Here is a 20983-nt window from a genome sequence, read left to right as displayed (position 1 = left end):
ATGTAAGCCCGCCGGCGTGCCCTGTCAAACTTCGCCTACCGTGCGCGCCTGTCCCGCATGGCATCGGCTACCATGCGTGTTTTCTTCTTTCCGACGCCGCCGCATGCCCAAGAAATTACTGTTGCTGATCCCTTTGCTATTGCCGCTGCCCGTCCTGGCGCAAACCTCGCCCACATTGCTCGATCTGCAGCTGATCGCCATCAAGGCACGGGCCGATGCGGCCAGTCATAGTCCGGAAAGCATCGCCGAGTTTGCCGAGACCCGGCGTATGGCTGAAACGGGCGACGTGGAGGCGCAGCTGGAACTGGCGCGCATGCTGCAGCTGGGCGTCGGCACGCCGCAAGACACGGCGCACTCGATGGCCTGGGTGCGCAAGTCGGCCGAAGGCGGCTATGCGCCGGCGCAATCGGCCCTGGGCCTGGCCTACACGGTGGGCGGCAAGGTGCCGATCGACCGCGTGCAGGGAGAATACTGGCTGCGCAAGGGCGTGGCGCAGGGCGACGCACTGGCGCAAACCATCCTGGCGCTGGAATTCATCGATGGCGGCAGCCCTGCCGAAGAACAGGCGCTGGCCATCGCCTGGCTGAAGAAGGCCGCGCTCGAAGAGCACTTTATTCCTGCCTATAACGCGCTCGGTGAACACCTGATGCGCGCAGCCGCCGATGAGCAGGAGCGCGGCGAGGCCTTCCGCTGGTATGACAGATCGGCGCGTGAAAAGGAGCCGGCCGGCATGCGCAACCTGGCCCGCGCGCACGAGCTGGGCCTGGGCGTGGCACAGTCGGACAAGCTGGCCCTGGTCTGGTACGAGCGGGCGGGATGGAGCGGCGACTTGCCCGCCATGCGGCGCATGCTCGACGTGTATGTCAAGGGCGAACTGGGACAGGCGGCGAATGCCGAAGACGCCGCCGAATGGCGCGCCAGGCTGGCGGAAAGCGAGAAGAAATGAAGACCATCGTATTGTTATTGACCCTGGCGCTGGCGCAGCCCGTGCTGGCGCAGCCCGCGTCCTCCAAGGAACCGCGCCAGCATCCGGCGCTGGCCGAATTCGACACCAAGGGCCTCGACGACATGCGCGCGAGGGTGCAGGCGGTGATCGACCGCCCGGCCGACCTGTCGCCGGACAAGGTCGCCGCCTACGACAAGACGCGCCGCGCCGCCGAAGGGGGCGATGCGGCCGCCCAGCTGGAGCTGGCGCAGATGCTGCACGAGGGCGAGGGGACGCCGCGCGACCGCGACGCCGGCCTGGCGTGGATGCGGAAATCGGCCGAGGGCGGCTATGGCCCGGCGCAGGCATTCCTGGGCGTGGCCTATACGCTGGGCCAGGGCATGGCCGTAGACCGCAAGCTGGGCGAATACTGGTCGCGCAAGGGCGCCGCGCAAGGCGTGGAACTGGCCAACTTCATGGTGGCCCAGCACTTTGAAAACATCCACAGCAGCGCGGAAGAACAGGCGCACGCGCTGCACTGGCTGAAGTTTTATGCCGAAAACGGCTTCATCCCCGCCTACAATGAAATCGGCTACCGGCTGATGATGACGGCGCACGATGACGCGCAGCGCAGGGAAGCGTTCGGCTGGTACATGCGGGCGGCCAAGGCGCTCGATCCGCCGGGCTTGAACAATGTCGCCTATTCGTATGAAGTGGGGCGGGGCGTGCCGCAGAGCGACGAGGCGGCCCTGGGCTGGTATGAAATGGCGGCCATCGCCAAAAGCCCGCCGGGCCAGACGGGTTTTGCGCGCCTGCTGGAGCAGGGCCGTGGCGGAGCCACCCGGCAAGGGCCGGCGCCCCAGCCCTTCGAGTTGTACCTGCTGGCGGCGAAGCAGGGCGACGCGGAAGCCATCGAGCGGCTGGTCAAGGTGTACGATCAGGGCGAGCTGGGGCAGGCGGCCGACCCGGCCAAGGCGGCGCTGTGGCGTGAAAAGCGCAAGTCAGCCACGCCCCCTTAAGTGGACGAGACGGGGCGGAAACGGCATGCTATCATCATTGTTATCGATAACAATATCATGAGAGACCCATGAATCCCGATTTCCGCTCCAGGGCAATGCTTGAAAAGCACATCCAGCACACGATGCACTTCTACCACCCGCGCGCGTTTGACCCGAGCGGCGGCTTCTATCATTTCTTCCTCGACGACGGCACCGTCTACGACGCTGCCACACGCCACCTGGTCAGCAGCACGCGCTTCATCTTCAATTACGCCATGGCGTATCGCCATTTCGGCGGCGACGATTACCAGGCGGCGCTGCGCCATGGCGTGGCATTTTTGCGCGACGTGCACCGCGATCCGGCCACCGGGGGCTACGCCTGGCAACTGTCGTGGAAAGACGGCGTCAAGACGGTGGAAGACGGCGCCAACCACTGCTACGGCCTGGCCTTCGTGCTGCTCGCGTATGCGCACGCCCTGCAGGCGGGGGTGACGGAAGCGCACGCCTACCTGGACGAGACGTTCGAATTGATGGAGCAGCGCTTCTGGCTGCCGGAACACGGCCTGTACGCGGACGTGGCCAGCGCCGACTGGTCCACCCTGGACGGTTACCGTGGCCAGAACGCGAACATGCATGCGTGCGAAGCCATGCTGGCCGCGTTCGAGGCGACGGGCGAAGCGAGATATCTGCACCGCGCCGAAACCCTGGCGCACAACATCACGGTGCGCCAGGCGGGTCTGGCCAACGGCATGATCTGGGAACACTACACGCCCGACTGGGCTATCGACTGGGATTACAACCTGCACGACAAGAGCAATATCTTCCGTCCGTGGGGCTACCAGCCCGGCCACTTCACGGAATGGGCCAAGCTGCTGTTGATCATGGAGCGCCACGCCAGGTTCATGGCCGGACCATCGGAGTGGCTGCTGCCCCGTGCGCGCGAACTGTACGACACGGCGCTGGCCAAGGCCTGGGATGGCGCGCATGGCGGCATCCACTACGGTTTCGGCCCGCAGAATGAGATTTGCGATGGCGACAAATACTTCTGGGTGCAGGCGGAAAGCTTCGCCGCCGCCGCCGTGCTGGCCGCGCGCACGGGCGACGACGCCTACTGGCAAAGCTACGACAAGATATGGGATTACAGCTGGAAGCACTTCGTCGACCATGCACACGGCGCCTGGTACCGCATCCTGACGCCCGAGAATCAGAAAATCAGCAAGGAGAAAAGCCCGGCCGGCAAGACCGATTACCACACCATGGGCGCCTGCTATGAAGTGCTGAACGTGATCGGCGGTGCCGCATGAGCGCCGCCGTCACGCGCGAGTTTCCACAATTCGTTTCGGCCGGCGAAGCGCTGACGGACATGCTGCGCACGGGCGCGGACGCGTGGAGCAGCCAGGTGGGCGGCTCGACCTGGAACGTGGCCCGCGTGATGGCGCGCCTGGGCGTGCCCAGCGCCTTTGCGGGCGCCGTCAGCCTCGACGTCTTCGGCGACGCGCTGGCGCAAGCGACCGACGCGGCGGGCCTGGACATGCGTTTTTTGCAGCGCCGCGCGAAGTCGCCGCTGCTGGCCATCGTGCATGAACTGCATCCGCCCACGTATTACTTCATCGGCGACGACAGCGCCGACCTGCATTTCGACGCGGCGCAGTTGCCCGCCGGCTGGATGCAGGGCGCGCAATGGGTGCATTTCGGCGGCATCAGCCTGGCGCGCGAACCGCTGGCGGGCAAGCTGGTGGCGCTGGCGCAGGAACTCAAGGCGGCCGGCGTGAAGATCAGCTATGACCCGAACTTCCGCATCATGATGGATGAACGCTACGACGCCACCCTGCGCCGCATGACGGAGCTGGCCGACGTGATCAAGGTGTCGGACGAAGACCTGGCGGGCCTGTTCCGCCACGATGACATCGATGGCGCGTTTGCCGTGCTGCGCGGCTGGAATCCGCACGCCACGTATTTGTATACGCGCGGATCGCAGGGCGCGGCGCTGTACCGGGGCGAACAGACATGGCAGGCGGCGCCGCCCGCTATCGAGGTGGTCGACTCGGTGGGCGCGGGCGACGCCAGCATCGGCGGCTTGCTGTACAGCCTGATGTACCGGCCCGATGCGGATGGCGGCCAGCACTTGCGCTTCGCCGTCGCGGCCGGGGCGGGCGCCTGCCTGGCGGCCGGCGGCTCGCCGCCCTCGGTGGAACTGGTGGAATCGCTGGCGCGGCGCACGCAGCTGCGTTAAGTCGCACGGCGTGGCGCGCCGGACAGGCAGGCGCGCCACGCATACTTTTTGCGCAATGCAAAAATTTATCATGGTCAGCTTGATCTGCATCGAAACGCGTTGACCTTCCCGCCAGGCCTACCTTGACGTTGGCAATCGTCCTACATGGACGCCGCATGGCCCCGTCTAGAATGGGGACTTCATTGCACACCTGGAGACCACATCATGGCCACGCAATCCCATCAGGCAGCTTCCGTTTCCCGGCGAAATGTCGGAATGCAAGACATGGATGCGATCGAACTGCTGACGCAAGATCATCAGACGGTGAAGGACTTGTTCGAACAGTATGAGGGGCTCAGCGACAGGTCGCTTGCCAGCAAACGCAAGCTGGCGCTGAAAATCTGCGAGGAATTGAGCAAGCATACGATGGCGGAAGAGGAAATCTTCTACCCTGCCGTGCGCGACGCCAGCCGTTCGAACGAAGACTTGATCAATGAAGCCACCGTCGAACACGCCTCGGCCAAGGAATTGATCGCGCAAATCGTCGCCATGGCGCCCGGCGAAGACTTGTACGACGCCAAGGTCAAGGTCTTGTCCAGGCAAATCGAACAGCACGTACAGGAAGAGGAGGACGAGATTTTTCCGCGTGCGCGCGAGGCGCAACTCGACCTGCTGGCCATGGGCGGCCAGATCGCGGCGCGCAAGGCGGGAATGCATCTGCCCGCAATGCAGGCCTGAGCCTGCCTGGCGGCGTGTGACTAGCGCGCTGGTCCCGTCGACGCCCGTTCCATCAAGGTAAATGCCATCAGGTGGTGCGTGGCGGGCGCCGTCTCCCCCGCGCGGCGCTGGCGTATCTCGTCGATGACGAGACTGACGGCGGCGCGCGCCATGTCGGCGATGGGCTGGTGGATGGTGCTCAGCTCGGGCCAGACGGTGGTGGCGACGGGCGTGTCATCGAAGCCGCACACGCTCAGTTGCGCCGGCACCTGCAAGCCCATGCCGTGCGCCACGGCCAGGGTGGCGGCGGCCATGTCGTCGTTGCTGGCGAAGATGGCGCTGGGATGCGGTGCTTGCGCCAGCAGCCGGCGCGCCGCGTCCAGCCCCGAACGATACGTAAAATAGCCTTGCGCCACCCTGTGCGGCGGCACCTGCAAGCCCGCTTCCCGCATGGCGTCCTCGAAGGCCTGGCGGCGCAGCAGCGCGGGCGTGTGCGCCGGGTCGCCCTCGATGAAGCCGATGTCGCGGTGACCCAGCGCGAGCAGATGGCGCGTCATGGCCAGCGCGCCTTCGTAGTCGTCGATGCGCACGGCCGATACATCGGGCGACGGGCGCGCCGTGGCCACGGCGATGGCGGGGATGCCCATGGTATTGAGCTGCGCCAGCACCGCGGGCGAATCGCACAGGGGCGGCGGCACCAGGATGCCGTCCACCCCGGCCGCCACCAGGCAATCGATGCCGGCCCGCTGGCTGTCCAGGTCTTCGCAGCGTTCGAGCAGCAGCTGGCCGCCGCCCTGGCGGCATTGGTCCATGGCGCCAACTAAAAATTCGCTGAGGAAGGCCGCGCTGGGGTTGCTGTACAAGAGGCCGATGCGCAGGGTGCCCGTGCGGGCCGCGCGAGCCGCCAGGTTGGGCTGGTAGCGCAGGCTGGCGATCGCCGCCTCGACCTTGTCGCGCGTGGCCGTGCTGACGCTGGCGCGCCCGTTGATCACGCGCGACACCGTCATGGCCGAGACGCCGGCCAGGCGCGCCACGTCGTGCACGGTGGCGCCGCTGGCCGTGTCGGGGGCGGGGGCGGCGGGCGCCGCCTTATTCGAGGTGGCCACCGAATTTCAGCTTGCCGCTGATGCGCATGCCGTGCAGTTGGCCTTCTTCCAGTTCGGCGGCGCTGGTGCGCTGCGCCGTGTCGCGCCGCGCCAGTCCCACCGACAGGATATCGAGCATCATCAGCTGCAGCAGGCGCACGATCATGGGCACGAAATTGAGGTTGCCTTCCGGATGGTTCAGGGTCAGCAGCACGTCGGCCAGCTTGGCCAGCGGCGAACCGCTGGCCGTGATCGCCAGCACGCGCGCGCCGCAGCCCTGCGCCACCTTGACGGTGCGCAGCAGGTCGGGCAGGGCGCCGGAGCGGGAAATGACCAGCGCCACGTCGCCCGGTTTCAGCATGGCGGCGCTCATTTCCTGCGCCTGCGGGTCGGCAAAGAAGCTGCTGACGATGCCCAGGTTGAGCAGCTTGTGCTGCATGTCGTCGGCCACCACGCGGGCGCTGCCGACAGCCAGCAATTCCACGCGCTGCGCGCCGCGCAGCAGCTCGATGGCCGCCGTCAGCGCCTTCACGTCGAGCATGTCGCGCAGGGCCAGCGCGGCCGAGGCGTTATTGCCCAGCACCTTGCGCGCCAGTTCCGCGTCGGAGTCCGAAATCTCCACGTGGCAGTGGGCCACCGTGATGGCGCCGCCCGTCAGGCCGGAGGCCAGCTTCAGCTTGAAATCGGCCAGGCCCTGCACGCCGATCGAGCGGCAAAAGCGCATCACGGTCGGCTGGCTGACGCCGACCCGCTGGGCGATTTCGGCGATCGGCAGGGTCAGCATGGCGTTCGGCTCCTTCAGCACCCAGTCGGCCACCTTGCATTCCGATGGGCTCATGCGGCCGCGCGCCTGGCGCACGGATTCGAGCACGGGCGCGCCGGTATGGGCGCGCTTGAGCTTTTGCGCCAGGATGGCGGCGATGCCCAGGAAAGTCGGCAGTTCGGCCGTGATCAGAAACGTGGGAATCTGCGCCAGGTATTCGTTCAGGCGGCCCTTTTGCTCGAAGCGGGCGCGGAACTGCGACCGTTCGAACAAAGGCCCCAGGCGCGGCACGATGCCGCCGCCTATATAGATGCCGCCCAGCGCGCCCAGGGTCATGGCCACGTTGCCGGCGATGGAACCGAGGATGGCGCAGAAGCAGTCCACCGCTTCCAGGCACACGTCGCATTCATTGTTCAGGGCGCGGCTGGTGATGTCGGCCGCCAGCAGCGGCGGGACGTCATGCCGGCCAGCCCGGTCGGACAGGGCGCGGTAGATCAGTTCCAGCCCCCGTCCGGAGGCGAGGCGTTCGGCCGAGACGTGCGACAGCTCGCGCCAGGCGAAGGACAGCACGTCCATCTCGCGCTGGTCGCAGGGGGCGAAGCTGACGTGGCCCCCTTCGCTGCCCAGCGCGATCCAGCGGTCTTCGGCGGGGATCATGCCCGATACGCCCAGGCCCGTGCCCGAACCGAGCAGGCCGATGACGCTGTCGGCGCGCGCCATGCCGCCGCCGATCTGCTGGCGCTGGTCGGGCCGCAGGTAGGGCAGGGCCATGGCCAGCGCCGTGAAGTCGTTCACCACCAGCAAGGTGTCGAGGCCCAGCGCGGCGCGCATGGCCTCGATCGAGAAGAACCAGTGATGGTTCATCATGCGGATATTGTCGTCGTCGATGGGATTGGCGATGGCGATGGCCGCATGGCGCACGCGCGCCGAACCGGCCGCGCGCGCCTCGCTGCTATCCATATACGCGGTGATGGCGTCGAGCAGCGATGCGTAGTCGTCGCAGGGCAGCACGGCGACCGCTTCCAGGTGGCCCTGGCGCGTTTCCAGCACGAAGCGGGCATTGGTGCCGCCGATGTCTGCCAGCAGGCGCGGCCCTTCACTGAAACGCTCCGCCGGATCGCTGCCTGCTACTTCCATTTTTTCATCAATTTTCATGGCGGTGCCTCGTCTCGTTTGCGTGCGCTGTCTTGGCGGCGCACTGTCGTTATGGCAAAAACCAAGGATTTTAATTCGTATACGTGCCGCGTGCCGAAAAATGCGGCCCAGCCATGCAGATGCTCATGTGTCGGGTCAAAAACGGACACCTCACCATGAAAAGCAGTGCCTTCCGACGGCAAATGCGGGCGCAAATAAAGTGTCGCAGAGTAGTCGTAGGATTACAACATAATATGTTGATATTTGTTCGTAGTATAGTTACTATGTCCCTGCTGGAAAGAATTCTGGCCAGTACATTCGGCCACGAATGACTAGATAAAAAATAAATTACTGAGGAGACTTACCATGCTGCATCGCAACATGTTGAAGGCTGTGCTGAAAACACTGCCAGCTGCCATCGTCTTGGCTATCGCCAGCGGTTCCGCTGCCGCCGACCCCATGTACCCATCCGACTCCGAAGGCTTCCACGGCTACCTGCGCGCTGGCGCCGGCAGCAATACCTCGGGCGACGGCGGTTCGCAAGGCTGCTTCGGCCTGGGCGGCAATACCATGAAATATCGTCTGGGCAATGAGTGCGACGCCTACACGGAATTCGGCTACACCAAGTCCGTCGCCCAGTCCGGCGGCGTGAACTACCTGGCCACCATCTGGGTCAACGCCTACGCGCCCAACTCCGATTTCGGCGACAACAAGCTGGGCATCGTCAAGGCCTATGTCGAAGCGCAGGGACTCGATTTCCTGAACGGCGGCACGGCCTGGATCGGCAAACGCTTCTACTACCGTCCCGACATCCACATGCTGGACTTGCAGTACATCAATATGAACGGCACGGGCGCCGGCCTGGACCGCATTCCTGCCGGCCCCGGCAAATTCTCGTACGCCTTCTTCAAGGACAACGACATCAACACCGTGTCGCCGACCGGCGTCGTCAGCACCAAGTCCGCCGTGCGCCAGAACTTCATCTACGGCGAGATTCCCGTCAATGAAAACGGCACGCTGGACCTGGCCGCGACCTACATCATCGGCGAAGGCAAGGACAACGACGCTTTCGGCCAGAAGCACAATGGCTGGCAGCTTTCGGCCTTCCACCGCCAGGCGAAAGTCTTCGGCGGCGGCAATACCTTCGGCGTGCAGTACGGCGTCGGCCCTGGCACGGGCAAGGGCGCGCAGTTCGGCGCTTCGGGCGACACCAATTTCGGTTCGGACGTGAAACGCACGCGCATCTTCAATGACATGGCGATCCAGCCGATGGCCAATTTCGGCATGGAATTCGTCGCCTTGTGGCAAAAAGACGAATCGAACGCCAACGGTTCCTCGACCTGGACCTCGGTCGGCGTGCGTCCCGTGTACGCGTTCACCAACAACTTCAAGCTGGTGGGCGAACTGGGCACGGACCGCGTGACGCAAGCGGGCGGCCTGCCGGCCAAGCGCCTGACCAAGCTGACCATCGCGCCGACGATCTCGGCCGGTCCGGGACTGTGGTCGCGTCCGGAGCTGCGCGCTTTCGTGACCTACGGCAAATGGAACGATGCGGCCACCGCCTCGGTCAATGCGTCGAACAACGGCGGCCCGATCTACAACAACAATACCAGCGGCACGTCGTACGGCTTCCAAGTCGAAACCTGGTTCTAAACACCGAACCAAACGGTTTTGTTCAGTGTTGACGTTTGTAAGTGCAGATCAACCTGGCGCATCCTTCGCGGATGCGTTTTTGGCGCCGTCCCGTGATATAAATGCAATGTAGTCATATCATGGATCGCGGCGCCGTCTTTACACCAAGATGATGCCCGTTTGCAAGCGGGTCTGAGCACAAGAGCGCCGGTACAGGCGCAGATTTCACCTTTTTCGGCCCCCGTATGCCGAAGCCCCCTAAAAGCTTGATCAAAAAAGGAATGTGGAGATGAAACTGAAATTCAAGATTACCCAACTGGCCGCATTGACCACCCTGGCGTTTGCCGGCAGCGCGTTTGCGACCGACGTGGAAGTGTTGCACTACTGGACCTCCGGCGGCGAAGCGAAGTCCGTGGGCCAGTTGCAGCAAATCGTGAAGGAAAGCGGCTTCGGCTGGAAAGACTTCGCCGTGGCTGGCGGCGCTGGCGAAAACGCCGCGACCGCGCTGAAGACCCGCGTCATTTCCGGCAATCCGCCAACGGCCGCCCAGATCAAGGGCCCGTCGATCCAGGAGTGGGGCGCGGAAGGCGTGCTGGCCAATATCGATGATGCCGCCATTCCAGGCAAATGGGATGCCGTTCTGCCGAAAGTCGTCGCCGACATCATGAAATACAAGGGCCACTACGTTGCCGCTCCCGTCAACGTCCACCGCGTGAACTGGATGTGGGTCAATCCGGAAGTGCTGAAAAAGCCGGCGTGGCCACCACCCCGACCACCTGGGATGCGTTCTTCGACGCGGCCGAGAAGATCAAGAAATCGGGCGGCATCGCGATCGCCCACGGCGGCCAGCCTTGGCAGGACGCCACCGTGTTTGAATCCGTCGCGCTGGGCGTGGGCGGCACGGAATTCTACAAGAAGGCCATCCTCAAGCTGGACCAGAAGGAATTGACCGGCCCGACCATGCTGAAGGTGTTCGACACCCTGGGCAAGGTGAAGACCTACATCGACAAGGATGCGGCCGGCCGCGACTGGAACCTGGCCACCGCCATGGTCATCAACAACAAGGCCGGCTTCCAGTTCATGGGCGACTGGGCCAAGGGCGAGTTCACGGCCGCCGGCAAGGTGCCGGGCAAGGACTACCTGTGCGTGGCCGCTCCTGGCACGGACAAGGCCTACACCTTCAACATCGATTCGTTTGCCATGTTCACGCAAAAGGATGCGAATGCGAAGAAAGGGCAGATCGCCCTGGCCAACGCCATCATGAATCCGAAGTTCCAGTCGATCTTCAACCTGAACAAGGGTTCCATCCCCGTGCGTTCCGGCGTATCGAAGGACAAGTTTGACGCTTGCGCCCTGAAATCGATGGAAGACATGGACGCCACCAACAAGACCGGCGGCCTGGTGCCATCGTTCGCCCACGGCATGGCGCTGCCATCGGCCACGCAAGGCGCCGTGACCGACGTCATCGCCAAGTTCATGAATACCAACATGAGCTCCAAAGACGCGGTTGCCGCCCTGGCCAAAGCGGCAAAAGTGAAGTAATCACGACGGCGCCGGCACTCCCGCCGGCGCCCGCTGCATCGCATGCATCGCAGGCGTCCGCGCTGGCTTCGGCCAGGCCGGCGCCACACGCAGTTTTTACTTCTACGGCTGTCCTATGTCCATACGCAAGCAATTCGACCGATGGATACCGCAGATGGTGCTGGGCCCCACGCTCATCGCCAGCCTGGTATTCGTCTATGGTTTTATCTTTTTGACCGGTTGGCTGTCGCTGACCGAATCGCGGCTGATGCCGAACTACGAGTTCGCCGGCCTGGTGCAATATTACGAGCTGTTCGACAACGAGCGCTGGTGGACCTCGCTCAAGAACCTCGGCATCTTCGGTGTCCTGTTCATCGGTTGCAGCATCGCCATCGGCCTGTTCCTGGCCATCCTGCTGGACCAGAAAATCCGCGCCGAAGGCGCGCTGCGCGCCATCTACCTGTATCCGATGGCGCTGTCCTTCATCGTCACCGGCACGGCCTGGAAATGGATGCTCAATCCCAGCCTGGGCCTGGAAAAGGTCATGCACGACTGGGGCTGGACTTCGTTTACCTTCGACTGGCTGGTGAACTCCGATATGGCCATCTACACGGTGGTGATCGCCGGCGTATGGCAGTCGTCGGGCTTTGTCATGGCCCTGTTCCTGGCCGGCCTGCGCGGCATCGATGATGAAATCATCAAGGCGGCGCAAGTCGACGGCGCGTCGCTGCCGACGATCTACTGGCGCATCGTGATTCCCGCCATGCGTCCCGTGTTCTTCAGCGTGCTGCTGATCCTCGCGCATATCGCCATCAAGAGCTTCGACCTGGTCATCGCATTGACGGCTGGCGGACCTGGCAATTCGTCGTCCGTGCCGGCCATCTTCATGTACCAGTTTTCCTTCACCCGCGGCCAGCTGGGCCTGGGCTCGGCATCGGCAATGATGATGCTGGCCACCATCGTGGCCGTGCTCGTGCCGCTGATGTACCTGGAAACGCGCAGCGCAAAGGCGATGAGATGACACCTACCCGCAATAATCGACTCACCCTCGGACGGGTGGTGGTATACCTGCTGCTGATTCTGTTCGCGGTGTACTACATCGTGCCCCTGTACGTGACCTTGTCGACGTCGTTCAAGTCGCTCGACGAGATCCGCAGCGGCAACCTGCTGGCGCTGCCGCACGTGTGGCAGTTCGATTCCTGGGCCAAGGCCTGGTCTTCGGCCTGCACGGGCGTCACCTGCGACGGCATGCAGCCGTTCTTCTGGAACTCGATCAAGATGGTGATTCCCGCCGTGCTGATCTCGACCTTCCTGGGCGCCTTCAACGGCTATGTGTTCGCGCACTGGCGCTTCCGCGGTTCGGAAATCCTGTTCGCCGCCTTGCTGGTGGGCTGCTTCATTCCATTCCAGGTGGTGATCCTGCCGATGGCGCGTTTGCTCGGTGAATTCGGCCTGGCCAATACCACCACCGGCCTGGTCTTCGTGCACGTGGTGTACGGCACGGCGTTCACGACCCTGTTCTTCCGCAACTACTACATCGGCGTGCCGGAAGAGCTGATCAAGGCGGCGCGCATCGACGGCGCCGGCTTCTTCCTGATCTTCCGCAAGATCGTGCTGCCGATTTCGGGTCCGATTTTCGTCGTCTGCATCATCTGGCAATTCACGCAGATCTGGAACGACTTCCTGTTCGGCATCGTCTTCGCCAGCGGCGATTCGCAGCCGATCACGGTGGGCTTGAACAACCTGGTCAACACGTCCACGGGCGTGAAGGAATACAACGTCAACATGGCCGCCGCGGTGATTGCCGCGCTGCCGACCCTGCTGGTCTATCTGGTCGCAGGCCGTTATTTTGTGCGCGGCCTGACCGCAGGCGCAGTCAAAGGTTAAGGAAAGAATATGTCCAGTTTATCGATACGCAGCATCCGCAAGGTGTACACGAATGGCGTCGAGGTCCTGAAAGGCATCGACATCGAGATCAAGGATGGCCAGTTCCTGATCCTCGTCGGCGGCTCCGGCTCCGGCAAATCGACCTTGCTCAATATGGTGGCCGGCCTGGAAAGCGTCACCTCGGGCGAAATCCTCATCGACGGCAAGGTGGTCAACGACCTGCCGCCGAAGGACCGCGACATCGCCATGGTGTTCCAGTCGTATGCGCTGTACCCGTCGATGACGGTGCGCGAAAACATCGCGTTCGGCTTGAACGTGAAAAAGGTGCCGAAGGCGGAGCAGGAAGAAATCGTCGCCCGCGTGGCCGAAACGCTGCAGATCACGCACTTGCTGGACCGCCGTCCGGCGCAGCTGTCGGGCGGCCAGCGCCAGAGGGTCGCCATGGGCCGCGCCATCTCGCGCAAGCCCTCGCTGTTCCTGTTCGACGAACCGCTGTCGAACCTGGACGCCAAGCTGCGCGTGGAAATGCGTGCCGAGATCAAGCTGCTGCACCAGCGCCTGAAGGCCACCATCGTCTACGTCACGCATGACCAGATCGAGGCGATGACCATGGGCGACCTGATCGCCGTCATGAAGGATGGGGTGGTGCAGCAACTGGGCACGCCGCAGGAAATCTACGACAATCCGGCGAATCTGTTCGTGGCCGGCTTCATCGGTTCGCCATCGATGAACTTCATCACCGTCAAGCCTGTCATCGAGGGCAACGAAGTGTTTGTCGCCATCGACAACGCGGGCAAGAGCCTGCGACTGGCCCTGCCGTTCGCGGCCGACAAGCTGCGCGGCTATGCGGGCCGCGACGTGATCCTGGGCGTGCGTCCGGAGCAGATCACGGACATGAGCAGCGCGCACGGCGACGTGGGGCAGGAACTCGGTTGCCTGATCGACCTGGTCGAGCCGACCGGCCCCGACACCTTGCTGACGACGCGCCTGAACGGCGCCGCCGTGACCTGCCGCACGCACCCGCGCGAAGCGGTGCTGCCGGGGCAGACCATGCAGCTGTCGTTCAACCTGTCGAAGGCGGCCCTGTTCGATCCGGCCAACGGCGAACGCATCGCGTAAGCGGCACCTGCCAATAAAAACGGCCCGCTTGTCGCATGACAGGCGGGCCGTTGTCGTTTATGCCGCCGCGCTTATTGCGCCAGCGATTTCTTATACGCGATGGCGTGGCGCAGCTTGCCCTTGTCGTCGATCAGTTCATCGAACGCTTCCCGGTTCACTTCCCGCAGGGCGCCCAGTTCGCGCGCGCTCTTGCCGCCGCTGACGCTGTCGCCGGGCCGCAGCGCCACCATCGCCTGCGCGGCCAGCAGGATGGCATTGGCATACGCGACAGGGTCGCGCAGGTCGACACGCGCCAGGTCCAGCGCCGGCATGCCGCGCAGCCAGTCGGCCCAGTAAAACTCGAGAAATTCCGTGGCCTTGCCGGGCGGCTCGTAGCCGATCCCGCGCGTAAAGTAGACGAGCGAGCGGTAGGGATCGTCGCCGAGCGTGCGCAAGCCGATGGCGGGCGGCAGCTGCTGCGGCGTGATGGCCTGGTTGCGGCCGTTTTTCAGCCAGACCTTGTTTTCTGCGCGCATGCGGGTCCAGAAGGCCGCTTCGCCCAGCGCGCTGAAATTGTCGCTGACCTTGACCCAGACCTTCAATTGATGATTGCGCCCGCCATCGGCTTCCCGGAAGGCGGAAAACGTGTGGTGGCCATCGGTCAGGTACACGATGCCGCGCGGACCGATGACGACGGTCTTCATGTCGTCCGGACGGCTGCCCACGGCCGCCTTGCAGCGGTAGCCGGCCGGTGGCGCGGCCAGGGTGGCGCCGGCCACGTTGGCCGTGCCGGGCAAGACGTCGCCCTGGCCATTGGCTTCGCACAGGTCGGCGAATTTCTTCGGCTGGGCGATGTCGGCGATGTGCTTTTCCTCGGCCGCATAGCGTCCCAGCTTGTAATACACCTGGTCGTAGCCGATGGCCGGCTGGGTCGGATGCAATTCATCAAGGCGCACCTGCAGGATGCGCGGATGGACGGCGCTGCCCACCACGGTGGACATCAGCGCCTGCTGGCGCGCGCTGAGGGCGGGCGCGACGGCGGCATCGCGGGCCCAGGCCATGCTGGCGAAAGACAGGGCCAGCGCGGCGGCGGCCCGGGGGAATGCGGCGTGCATGCGACCTCCGAAGTGAGCGGTATGGCGTGCAGCATAGCGCGGCACGCGATTTCGCGCAGTCCGATAGGCGCATGCACTGCGCCAGATCAAGACAGCTTCTAAAACCACGTCTCCACTTGCAGGCCGAACGAGGTGCCGCTGGTGGCGTTGCCGTACACGGGCCCCGATTCATTGGCCTTGTTGACGGCGGCCGTGGCGGCGTCGTTCCATTTGCCGTAGGTGACGAAGGCGCGCAACTCGGGACGCGACCAGTAACCCTTGCCCGCCGTCAGGGTGGGCGCGAAGGTCAGCTTGGTCAGGCGCTGCGCGGCGCCGCCCGTGGGCGAGGTCACGCGGTCCGTGCCCAGCTCGAACTGCAGCTTGAAGTTGTCGTTGACGGCATACACGGGGCGCACGCCCAGGGTGGTCCAGGTCGAGCTGCCGCCCGAGACGTTGGATTTGTCGCGCTGCACGATGGCCACCATTTCCGCGCTCCACTCGGGCGTCGGCTGTATCCACAGCGAATTGAAGATGCGCAGGCGCGTCACGTCGCTGCCGTTGCGGATCGAACCCGTGGTGCCCATGCGGTCGCAGCACTGGCCGCCGGCGCCCGTGCCCGGCCCCACGCCGTACTGGATGCCGAAGGTATTGGCGCCGCCCCACACTTTATCCTGCTTGTGCAGCACGGTGGCTTGCCAGCCGCTGTGCGAGGTGCTGTCCTTCTTGTCGGGCGTGATGAGGGTGGTCAGCACTTCCAGCGTGCCATCCTGGTTGACGGGAATGCCCTGGTAGACGAGGTTTTGCCGGATGGCCGAGTTGCCGGGCTTGTCGTTATCCTTGAAGAAGCCATAGCTGATGCGGCCCGGTCCCAGCTTGTACTGGTCGATGCCGCCGCCCGTGCCGTTCATATTGATATATTGCAAATCGAGCATGTGGATGTCGGGACGCATGTAGTAGCGCTTGCCGATCCAGGCCGTGCCGCCATTGAGGCTTTCGATGTTTTTCGCTTCCACGTACATTTTCGACATGCTCAGTTCCGAGTCGCTGACGGCGGAGCTGGGCGTGTAGGCGGCCACCATGACGTGGCCGACGAAGCTGACGCCGTTGGCGGACTTGGCCATTTCCTTCTGGTATTCGAATTCGCCATAGGTGTCGCATTCGTTGCCGAGCCGGTAGCGCATGGTGTTGCCGCCCAGGCCGTAGCAGCTTTGCGGGCCGCGGCTGTCCGTGCTCGATCCGAGGCCGGCGCGGAAGTAGCCGTGGTATTCGCCTTCGGCATCGCTGGCGTGGGCGGCGCCGCAGGCCAGCAGCATGGTGCAGGCGAGGGCCAGCGAGGTCTTGATCGGGTGTTGCATGAAATCTCCTTGTCGTTATTAAAATGCGTGCTTGGGCACGTCGTATACCGGATCGCTGCCGATCCAATCGGGGGGCTGCCTGGGCGGGAAGGCTCAGGCGGCCAGATTCTGTTTCGAGGAAATCAGGTTGCCGGGCTGGCGCCGCGTGCGCGCCACGCCTTGCGCGTCGAACAGGTGGAAGGCGCTGCTGGCGGCCGAGACGGTGAACGGCTGGCCCAGCGGCACGCGGTTGTTGCCGTCGCCGCGTATCACCAGTTCCTGGCCGTTGTCCAGCGCCAGGTAGATGAAGTTGGCTTCGCCCAGGTGTTCCACCAGGCTGACGACGCCCTGGAAGCGGGCGCCGCCATCGCCGTTTTCCAGGATGTGTTCGGCGCGCAGGCCCACCGTGACGGCATCGCCCGCATGCAGGCCGGCCGGATCGACGAGGGCCGTGATTTCCTGGCCGCTGGCCAGGGCCACACGCACGCCATCGTCCTGCGCGGCGATGACTTGTCCTTCGAAGAAATTCATCATGGGCGCGCCGATGAAGCCGGCCACGAAGCGGTTGGCCGGCTGCTGGTACAGCTCGAGCGGCGTGCCCGCCTGCTGGATATGGCCGCCATGCATGACGACGATCTTGTCGCCCAGGGTCATCGCCTCGACCTGGTCGTGCGTCACATACACGATGGTGGCGTTCAGCTGGCGGTGCAGCTTGGCGATTTCCAGCCGCGTCTGCACGCGCAGGGCTGCGTCGAGGTTGGACAGCGGCTCGTCGAACAGGAACAGCTGCGGTTCGCGCACGATGGCGCGGCCGATGGCCACGCGCTGGCGCTGGCCGCCCGACAGTTCGCGCGGCAGGCGCTCGAGCAGGTGGTCGATCTTCAGGATGGCGGCCGCGTGGCGCACGCGCCGGGCGATGTCGTCCTTGCCGGCGCCGGCGATCTTCAGGCCGAAGGCCATGTTGCGGAACACGCTCATGTGCGGATACAGCGCATAGCTCTGGAAGACCATGGCGATGCCCCGCTCGGCGGGCGGCAGGTCGTTGACGACCTTGCCGCCGATGGACAGGGTGCCGTGCGAAATGCTTTCCAGGCCGCACAGCATGCGCAGCAAGGTCGACTTGCCGCAGCCGGAAGGGCCCACCAGCACGACGAATTCGCCGTCGCGGATGTCGAGGTCGATGCCGGCCAGCACATTGTGGCGGCCATCGTAGGATTTGGTCAGTTGTTGCAGGCTTACATGGGCCATGGCGCACCTATTATTTGACCGCGCCGGATGTCAGGCCGCGGATCAGTTGACGAGAGAAAATGACGTACATGACGAGCACGGGAATGACGGCCAGCGACAGCGCCGCCAGCACGGAGTTCCAGTCCGTCACGTATTGCCCGATGAATTGCTGCACGCCCAGGGTGACGGTCTTGGTGCGGTCCGATGGCGCCAGGATCAGTGGGAACCACAGATCGTTCCAGGCGGGAATCATGGTGAACACGGCCACCGTGGCGATGGCGGGGCGGATCAGGGGCAGGATCACCTGGAAGAAGATGGCGAATTCGCCCACGCCGTCGCAGCGCGCCGCATCCTTCAGTTCGCGCGGCACCTGGCGCACGAATTCGGACAGGATCATCACGGCCAGCGGCAGGCCCTGCGCCGTGTACACGAGCACCAGCGCCGTCAGGGTGTTGATCAGGTCGAGCCGCACCACCAGTTCCAGGATGGAGACCGTGCCCAGGCGGATGGGGATCATGATGCCCAGCGCCAGGTACAGGGTCAGCAGGCGGTTACCCGTAAACGTGTATTCGGACAGGGCCCAGGCCGCCATGGCGCCGAACAGCACGATCAGCAGCAGCGACAGCAGGGTGACGAACAGGCTGTTGCCGAAGTACAGCAGGAAGTCCGAATTGGCCAGCACCTTGTGAAAGCCCACGAGGGAAAAGGTGGCGGGCGTGGGCAGGGCCAGCGGATTGTCGAAGATGGCGGCCCGCGTCTTGACCGAGTTGATCAGGATCAAGACGATGGGGAACAGGGCGATCAGGGTGTAGCCGGCCAGGATCGCATGCACGGCGGCGCGGCCCAGGGGGCGGGTGGAAACGTTGCGCATGGCGGCCCTTACAGTTCGTAGCGTGTCAGCTTGCGCTGCACGAAAAAGAAATACACGCCCACGCCCGCGAGGATGACGAGGAACATCATGGTGGCCACGGCCGCGCCCATGGTGGGACTGCCCAGCTGGGCCTGGTAGCCGAAGAAGGTGCGGTAGAAGAAGGTGCCGAGGATGTCGGTGGCGTAGTTCGGCCCCGCCAGCGCGCCTTTCACGGAATACACGAGGTCGAAGGCATTGAAGTTGGCGACAAACGTCAGGATGGTCACCAGCCCCAGGGTGGGCCAGATCAGCGGCAGCTTGATTTGCCAGAAGATGCGCATGGCGCCGGCCCCTTCCGCGTGGGCCGCCTCGATGATTTCCTCGGGCACGGCCAGCAGGGCCGCATAGATCAGCATCATGGGAATGCCGATGTATTGCCAAACAGAAATGAGCGCGATGGTCAGCAGGGCCGTCGATTCCTGGCCCAGCCATGGCGCGAAGTAGCTGCCGATGCCCACGCCATCCATCAGCGACTGGCCCACGCCCCACAGCGGCGACAGGATCAGCTGCCAGATGAAGCCGATGATCACCACGGACAATAATGTGGGCAGGAAGATCAGGGTGCGGTAGCTGCGCTCGCCCTTCAGCCCCTTGAGGCTGAAGAGGGTGGCCAGCAGCAGGCCGATGGGATTTTGCAGCAGCATGTGGATGAGAAAAAACTTGCAGTTGTTCCACATCGCATTCCAGAAACTTTGCGACCATTGCGGGTCGAACAGGATGGTGGCGTAGTTGGCCAGACCGGCAAAATGATGGCGGCCGCCCTCATCGGTCGTGTACAGGCCCAGGCGCAGGGTATCGGCCAGGGGCAGGGCGCTGAACAGTGAGTAGATGATCAGCGCCGGCGCCAGGAACACGGCCACGTGCCACGGGAAAGCTTTCTTCACGGCGAAACTCCAGACGAATAAAAACACCGGCGGCGGGGCCGCCGGCAAAACCGCGCCACCGGGCCGCTGCATCGCATTGCTCAGGCCGGTTGCGCGGGGAGGATGGGGGATTTATTGCTGCTGCGGCTTGTACCACTTGGCAAAGCCGGACTGGATCTGGCGCGCCGCGTCTTTCGGCGCCAGCTTGCCGTTCAAGACCTGGGCGTTGACGTTCCACAGTTCGTTTTCCATGCTCGGTTCGCCACGGTTGAGGATTTGCGCGTTCAGACGGATGGTCGAGGCGCAACTGGCGCGCCAGCCGTTCATCTGCTTGGCCAGCGGATCCTTGATGGAAATCAAATGGTTCGACAGCGAGAAGAAGCCCGTCACCTTGTTGGTGTAGATGTCGGCGAATTCCTGCGAACCGAGCCAGGCGAGGAATTTGTAGGCGTCTTCCTTGTTCTTCGACTTCTTGTTGACGCTCATGCCGATGTCCGTGTGGTCCGAGATATAGCACTTGTCGCCGGCCTTGCGCACGGGCGGGTTGAAGGCGCCCAGCTCCAGCTCAGGGTCCTGCTTGAAGTAGGCGATGTCCCAGGAGCCGGACGGGTAGATGGCGGCCTTGCCCAGCGCGAACTGGTTCTGGCTGTCGCCATAGGTTTGCGCGCTGGCGCCCTTGGACAGATAGCTGCCCAGCCGGGCTTCATATTCCCAGGCGGCGACGAATTGCGGATCGGTAAACTTGGCCTTGCCGGCGATCAGCGCCTTGCGGCCATCCTCGCCCTTCCAGTAATTGGCGCCGATGCTGGTAAACACCACCTGGTTCGCTTCCCACTGGTCGGCCGTGCCCAGCGCCAGCGGCGCATACTTGCCGCTCTTCTTGACCGTTTCGAGTACCTTGAAGAATTCCTCTTCCGTGGCCGGCGGCTGCAGTTTCAGTTCGCGGAAGATTTTCTTGTTGTACAGGAAACCATGCATGACGGAGGCGATCGGCATGCAGAAGGTGTCCTTGCCATCGTCCGTCTGCCACGCCACCTTGGCCGAGGCGGGGAAGTTGTCCATGCCGGCCTTGCCGTCGAGCTTTTCCAGCTGGCCCCGCTTGTACAGGGCCAGCGAGACGTCGAACGGGCGGCAAGCGAGCAAGTCGCCGGCCGTGCCGCCGCTCAGGCGCGCGTTCAGGGTGGAATCGTATTCGGTGGGGGCGGTGGGCGAGAACTTGATCTCGATGCCCGGATGTTTTTTCTGGAAGGCGGGGATGAGCACCGTTTCCCACAGGGTCTTGTCGTCCACGCGCCAGCTTTCGATGGTCAGCGTGCCCGCCTGTGCCGTGCCGCTGGCCAGCAGCAGTGCCAGCAATGTGTTGCGCGCGGCCACGCCGCCTTTTGCATGCAGTTGCATGTCGTCTCCTTGTTGGTGTTGGTCTTGTTTGACTGCCTGTTACGCTGCAGTTGGCGGACAGTAGCATCGGGGAAAATGTGACGCCAGCTCCCGGCATTGCGCTGGCGATCGTCCCTTATCTTGTTGATTTCAAAGGATAATATTGAAATGCGCAGGTGCGCTTGCTTACCTTTCCTTACCGTCAT

17 protein-coding genes and 1 pseudogene are annotated in these 20983 nt (G+C 63.9%); 10 read left to right on the top strand and 8 right to left on the bottom strand.

Annotated elements, in window-relative coordinates; genetic code table 11:
- The first annotated feature begins 103 nt into the window (after positions 1-103).
- The 5 genes from ACRHIG_RS22315 (at position 104) to ACRHIG_RS22295 (ending at position 4873) form a co-directional block, all read left to right on the top strand.
- Positions 104-946 carry a tetratricopeptide repeat protein gene (locus ACRHIG_RS22315; RefSeq protein WP_475416904.1) on the top strand — a complete coding sequence of 281 codons (843 nt, stop codon included), beginning with the start codon at positions 104-106 and terminating at the stop codon, positions 944-946.
- Positions 943-1944 (top strand): tetratricopeptide repeat protein, encoded by a 1002-nt coding sequence (locus tag ACRHIG_RS22310; protein ID WP_489627939.1) that lies wholly within the window; start codon positions 943-945, stop codon positions 1942-1944. Before ACRHIG_RS22315 ends, ACRHIG_RS22310 begins: the two co-directional genes overlap by 4 nt.
- A gap of 68 nt (positions 1945-2012) precedes the next feature.
- On the top strand, positions 2013-3227 hold the full coding sequence (locus ACRHIG_RS22305; protein ID WP_489627938.1) for an AGE family epimerase/isomerase: 1215 nt from the start codon (positions 2013-2015) through the stop codon (positions 3225-3227).
- Positions 3224-4156, top strand: coding sequence for a carbohydrate kinase family protein (locus tag ACRHIG_RS22300; RefSeq protein WP_475416901.1), 933 nt, complete (start codon positions 3224-3226; stop codon positions 4154-4156). Before ACRHIG_RS22305 ends, ACRHIG_RS22300 begins: the two co-directional genes overlap by 4 nt.
- 264 nt (positions 4157-4420) lie before the next feature.
- Positions 4421-4873 (top strand): hemerythrin domain-containing protein, encoded by a 453-nt coding sequence (locus ACRHIG_RS22295; RefSeq protein WP_475416900.1) that lies wholly within the window; start codon positions 4421-4423, stop codon positions 4871-4873.
- A 20-nt stretch (positions 4874-4893) separates the two neighbouring features.
- On the opposite strand, the gene ACRHIG_RS22290 is transcribed toward ACRHIG_RS22295, so the two are convergent.
- Both ACRHIG_RS22290 and ACRHIG_RS22285 read right to left on the bottom strand, forming a co-directional pair.
- A complete protein-coding gene (locus ACRHIG_RS22290; protein WP_489627937.1) occupies positions 4894-5958 on the bottom strand; it encodes a LacI family DNA-binding transcriptional regulator in 1065 nt (354 codons plus the stop codon).
- Positions 5942-7855, bottom strand: a complete 1914-nt coding sequence (locus ACRHIG_RS22285; protein ID WP_489627936.1) for a glucokinase — start codon at positions 7853-7855, stop codon at positions 5942-5944. Before ACRHIG_RS22285 ends, ACRHIG_RS22290 begins: the two co-directional genes overlap by 17 nt.
- A gap of 345 nt (positions 7856-8200) precedes the next feature.
- Between ACRHIG_RS22285 and ACRHIG_RS22280 the strand changes: the two genes are divergently transcribed.
- The 5 genes and pseudogenes from ACRHIG_RS22280 (at position 8201) to ACRHIG_RS22260 (ending at position 13993) form a co-directional block, all read left to right on the top strand.
- Positions 8201-9487, top strand: coding sequence for a maltoporin (locus tag ACRHIG_RS22280; protein ID WP_489627935.1), 1287 nt, complete (start codon positions 8201-8203; stop codon positions 9485-9487).
- A gap of 268 nt (positions 9488-9755) precedes the next feature.
- A pseudogene (locus tag ACRHIG_RS22275) lies at positions 9756-11008 on the top strand (ABC transporter substrate-binding protein).
- Between the two features lie 115 nt (positions 11009-11123).
- Positions 11124-12008: a carbohydrate ABC transporter permease gene (locus ACRHIG_RS22270; protein ID WP_034777935.1), complete on the top strand. Its 885-nt coding sequence runs from the start codon at positions 11124-11126 to the stop codon at positions 12006-12008.
- Entirely contained in the window at positions 12005-12874 is an 870-nt protein-coding gene (locus ACRHIG_RS22265; protein WP_070290751.1) for a carbohydrate ABC transporter permease, read from the top strand. Before ACRHIG_RS22270 ends, ACRHIG_RS22265 begins: the two co-directional genes overlap by 4 nt.
- Positions 12875-12883: 9 nt before the next feature.
- Positions 12884-13993 (top strand): ABC transporter ATP-binding protein, encoded by a 1110-nt coding sequence (locus tag ACRHIG_RS22260; protein WP_489627934.1) that lies wholly within the window; start codon positions 12884-12886, stop codon positions 13991-13993.
- Positions 13994-14064: 71 nt separating this feature from the next.
- Here the strand turns inward: ACRHIG_RS22260 and ACRHIG_RS22255 are convergent, their stop codons facing one another.
- From ACRHIG_RS22255 to ACRHIG_RS22230, 6 genes are all read right to left on the bottom strand, one after another.
- Positions 14065-15087: a ParB/Srx family N-terminal domain-containing protein gene (locus ACRHIG_RS22255; protein ID WP_489627933.1), complete on the bottom strand. Its 1023-nt coding sequence runs from the start codon at positions 15085-15087 to the stop codon at positions 14065-14067.
- Positions 15088-15185: 98 nt separating this feature from the next.
- Entirely contained in the window at positions 15186-16421 is a 1236-nt protein-coding gene (locus ACRHIG_RS22250) for a maltoporin (RefSeq protein ID WP_489627932.1), read from the bottom strand.
- Between the two features lie 93 nt (positions 16422-16514).
- Positions 16515-17648 carry an ABC transporter ATP-binding protein gene (locus ACRHIG_RS22245; protein ID WP_489627931.1) on the bottom strand — a complete coding sequence of 378 codons (1134 nt, stop codon included), beginning with the start codon at positions 17646-17648 and terminating at the stop codon, positions 16515-16517.
- Between the two features lie 10 nt (positions 17649-17658).
- On the bottom strand, positions 17659-18498 hold the full coding sequence (locus tag ACRHIG_RS22240) for a carbohydrate ABC transporter permease (RefSeq protein ID WP_489627930.1): 840 nt from the start codon (positions 18496-18498) through the stop codon (positions 17659-17661).
- A gap of 8 nt (positions 18499-18506) precedes the next feature.
- On the bottom strand, positions 18507-19421 hold the full coding sequence (locus ACRHIG_RS22235; protein WP_489627929.1) for a carbohydrate ABC transporter permease: 915 nt from the start codon (positions 19419-19421) through the stop codon (positions 18507-18509).
- Between the two features lie 111 nt (positions 19422-19532).
- Complete coding sequence (locus ACRHIG_RS22230) at positions 19533-20798, bottom strand: ABC transporter substrate-binding protein (RefSeq protein ID WP_489627928.1); 1266 nt, start codon at positions 20796-20798, stop codon at positions 19533-19535.
- Positions 20799-20983 lie beyond the last annotated feature (185 nt).

The organism is Janthinobacterium sp. C22 (assembly GCF_057919405.1).
Note: the sequence above shows the minus strand (reverse complement) of the source record. Positions and strands in the feature narration are given on the sequence as shown.